Raw genomic sequence first — 3,880 nt, 5'->3', positions numbered from 1 at the left:
CGGCAAGGGGGCCGAATCGGGGCGGGGGGCGGTCCGGCGTCCCGTCACCCCGTCGGGAAGATCCTCCGGGCCCAGGCTCTCCCCGGCCTCCGCCAAAGCCGCCAAGGCCTTCAGGCAGGCGGCGAGCTGGCGCAGGTTGCCGGGCCAGTCGGCCTCGGCGAGCGCCGTCTCGCAAGGAGGCGACAGGCTCACCCCGCGGGACGGGCCGACGGTCCGGGCCCACAAAGCCCGCACCAGGGCGAGACGGTCCGGCCGCTCGCGGAGAGCCGGCAGGCGCACCCGGTAGGGAGCAATTCGGTAGTAGAGGTCGGCCCGGAAGGCGCCCTCCTCGACCATGCGGGAGAGGTCGCGGTGGGTGGCGCAGACCAGCGCGAAATCGACCGGGACCGGTCGGGTACCACCCACCGGGAGCACCTCCCGCTCCTGCAGGGCCCGCAGCAGGCGCGATTGCAGGGAGAGCGGCATGTCGCCGATCTCGTCGAGGAACAGCAGGCCGCCCTCGGCTTGGCGCAGCAGGCCCTTGGCGCCGTGGCGCGCCGCCCCCGTGAAGGCGCCGGGCTCGTAGCCGAACAGCTCGGCCTCGATCAGCGTCTCGGGGAGCGCCGCGCAATTCACCGCCACGAAGGGTTTTTGCGACCGCGCGCAGGCGGCGTGGGCGGCGCGGGCAAAGACCTCCTTGCCGGTGCCGGTCTCGCCCTCGACCACCACCGGGATCTCGGCATCGATCAGCCGCACGGCGCGGGCGAGGAGTTTTTGGGTGGCGGGATCGAGGATCGGTCCCTCGGGATCCGGCCGCGCCGGCTCGGCCGCCGGCCGGCGCCTCACCGGGGTAGGTGCGCCCTCGAGCCGGCCGTAGAGCGGCGCCCCGGCCTCGTCCCGCAAGGCGAGCGGCCCGGGCGCCGTGCCGCCGCCATGGCCACTGGCCTGCTCGGCGCCGAGATCGCCCCAGCCAAGGCCGAGGAGCGCCAGCCCGTGCCGGTTGGCGCCGACGAGGCGGCGGCCCTCGAAGACCAGCACGCCCTCCCGCGGCGTGCCGAGAAGGCCGGGGTCGCGGTGCAGCCGCAGCACCTCGCAGCCCGGCGGCACGGCCGCGAGCAGGCGGTGCTCGATGGCCGCGACCGCGAGCCCGACGAGGCCGAGGGCGTGGCCCTGGTGGATCGCCGCCGGTCCGGTCAGGTCGAGGACGCCCAGCACCGTGCCGTCCGGGCCGAGGATCGGCATGGCGGCGCAGCTGAGGATGCGGTGCGGCTCGAAATAATGCTCCGCCCCCCGCACCTCGACCGGGCGGCGCTCGATCAGCGCGGTGCCGATGGCGTTGGTGCCGGTCAGGCTCTCGCTCCAGGGTACGCCGGGGCGGAGCGCCACCTGCGCGGCGCGGCCGGCGAAGGAATCGCTGCCGAGCGTGTCGAGGATCAGCCCGTCGGCATCGGTGAGGATCATCAGGCTGCCGGTCGCCTGCGCCTCGGCGTGCAGGGCCTCGATCTCGGGCCGGCAGGTCCGGCGCAGGGCCTCGCTGCGGTCGAAGGCGGCGCGCAACGCGGCGGAGGTCAGCGGCTCGACCCGGGGTTTCTGGCCGAAATCGAGCCCAAGGGCGGCGCAGCGCTCCCAGGAGCGCAGGATCGGCGGCGGCGGCTCCGCCACCCCCGGCCCGAAGGCCTGCCGCCGGGCGGCGAGCAGGGTGCGGGGCGTGGTCACGCGGCTCTGCATGCGCGGCTCGCCTTCCCATGTGCCGCGTCGGCGGCCTGTCGCTGTTTGCGACAGGTGTCGCAGGTGTCGCGCGCCCGGTCCAGGCGTGCGGGGGGCGGATTTTGGTCGAAGGCCGCGCTGGATCGTCGGGAAAGATCAGGTCGATCAGAGCCTTGCCGGCGAGTGAGCCGGGCCCGGGACCGGGCTGGCATGCGCGCTGCCGGGTGATCTCCCGCCACGCCCCGCGAGGACCGGGACATCCCCGTCACGGGGCGAGTGGGAGGAACCAAATGAACAAGCCGGAACTCTTCGCCGACGCCCGCACCGCCTCGCCGTTCTCGGGCCGCTACGACAACTTCATCGGCGGCGAGTGGGTGGCGCCGGTGAACGGCCGCTACTTCGAGAACACCTCGCCGATCACCGGCGGGGTGATCTGCGAGGTCGCCCGCTCGGACGCGCAGGACGTCGAGCGCGCGCTCGACGCCGCCCACGCCGCCAAAGAATCCTGGGGCCGCACCGCGCCGGCCGAGCGTGCCCGCATCCTGCTCAAGATCGCCGACCGGATGGAGGACAATCTCGACCTGATCGCGCTCGCCGAGACCTGGGACAACGGCAAGCCGATCCGCGAGACCACCCACGCCGACATCCCGCTCGCCATCGACCATTTCCGCTATTTCGCCGGCTGCGTCCGGGCGCAGGAGGGCTCGCTCTCCGAGATCGACCACGACACCGTGGCGTATCACTTCCACGAGCCGCTCGGCGTCGTCGGCCAGATCATCCCCTGGAACTTCCCGATCCTGATGGCGGTCTGGAAGCTCGCGCCCGCGCTCGCCGCCGGCAATTGCGTGGTGCTCAAGCCCGCCGAGCAGACCCCGGCCTCGGTGCTGCTGCTCGCCGAGCTGATCGGCGACCTGCTGCCCCCGGGCGTGCTCAACATCGTCAACGGCTTCGGGCTCGAAGCCGGCAAGCCGCTCGCCTCCTCGCCCCGCATCGCCAAGATCGCCTTCACCGGCGAGACCACGACCGGCCGGCTGATCATGCAATACGCCTCGCAGAACCTGATCCCGGTGACGCTGGAGCTCGGCGGCAAGTCGCCGAACATCTTCTTCTCGGATGTGGCCGCGGAGGACGACGACTTCCTCGACAAGGCGCTCGAGGGCTTCACGATGTTCGCCCTCAACCAGGGCGAGGTCTGCACCTGCCCGAGCCGGGCGCTGGTCCACGAATCGATCTACGACCGCTTCATGGAGCGGGCGATCCGGCGCGTCGAGGCGATCGTCCAGGGCTCGCCGCTCGATCCCGCGACGATGATCGGCGCCCAGGCCTCCTCCGAGCAGCTGGAGAAGATTCTCAGCTACGTCGATATTGGCCGCCAGGAGGGCGCCGAATGCCTCACGGGCGGCGCGCGCGCCGTGAAGGAGGGCGAGTTGGCCGGCGGCTACTACATGCAGCCGACGGTGTTCCGCGGCCACAACCGGATGCGCATCTTCCAGGAGGAGATTTTTGGGCCCGTCCTGTCGGTCACGACCTTCAAGGACGACGCGGAGGCGCTCTCGATCGCCAACGACACCCTCTACGGCCTCGGCGCCGGCGTGTGGACCCGCGACGGCACCCGCGCCTATCGCTTCGGCCGGGCGATCCAGGCCGGCCGCGTCTGGACCAACTGCTATCACGCCTACCCGGCCCACGCGGCCTTCGGCGGCTACAAGCAGTCGGGCATCGGCCGCGAGACCCACAAGATGATGCTCGACCACTACCAGCAGACCAAGAACCTGCTGGTCAGCTACTCGGTGAAGAAGCTCGGGTTCTTCTGAGGGACCGGATGTCGGGCGGGGCAAGTGCCCCGCCTGTTCAAGGCTTCCGGTGAAAGAAGAGGCGCAGGATCTCTCCTCTCCCCGCCTGCGGCAGGGCTGTCCGGGGAAAGGAGTGGCGCATGCTTTTCCCTCCCCCCTCTGCGGGGGGAGGGTGGCCCCCGGAGGGGGCCGGGAGAGGGGAAGCCGCTTCCGGAGATGTCGCGACCATGATGACGTGGCCACGTCCTTCAACGTCGCGCTGCCCCTCTCCCGCCCGGCTCCGCCGGGCACCCTCCCCCGCAGAGGGGCTACGGCCTTAACGGATTTGATTCGTTCGCCGGAAAACGCCGTGCAGTGCGCGGCCAAGCCGAATCTAAGGTTGAAATCAGTACCCGCAGAGG

General features: G+C 71.6%; 2 protein-coding genes. One reads left to right on the top strand and one right to left on the bottom strand.

The window, feature by feature from the left end; all coding sequences use genetic code 11:
• The coding region (locus ABZT49_RS27370; protein ID WP_355290751.1) for a sigma-54-dependent Fis family transcriptional regulator at positions 1-1,707 on the bottom strand (1,707 nt) is incomplete at its 3' end.
• 269 nt (positions 1,708-1,976) lie between these two features.
• Between ABZT49_RS27370 and adh the strand changes: the two genes are divergently transcribed.
• Entirely contained in the window at positions 1,977-3,500 is a 1,524-nt protein-coding gene (gene adh / locus ABZT49_RS27365) for an aldehyde dehydrogenase (RefSeq protein ID WP_355290749.1), read from the top strand.
• Positions 3,501-3,880 lie beyond the last annotated feature (380 nt).

The organism is Methylobacterium sp. EM32 (assembly GCF_040593685.1).
Classification (GTDB): Bacteria; Pseudomonadota; Alphaproteobacteria; order Rhizobiales; family Beijerinckiaceae; genus Methylobacterium.
Note: the sequence above shows the minus strand (reverse complement) of the source record. Positions and strands in the feature narration are given on the sequence as shown.

What these genes read in the sequence shown, in the direction of transcription:
- adh (WP_355290749.1), top strand. Translation starts at nt 1,977, where the DNA reads ATGAACAAGCCGGAACTCTTCGCCGACGCCCGCACCGCCTCGCCGTTC.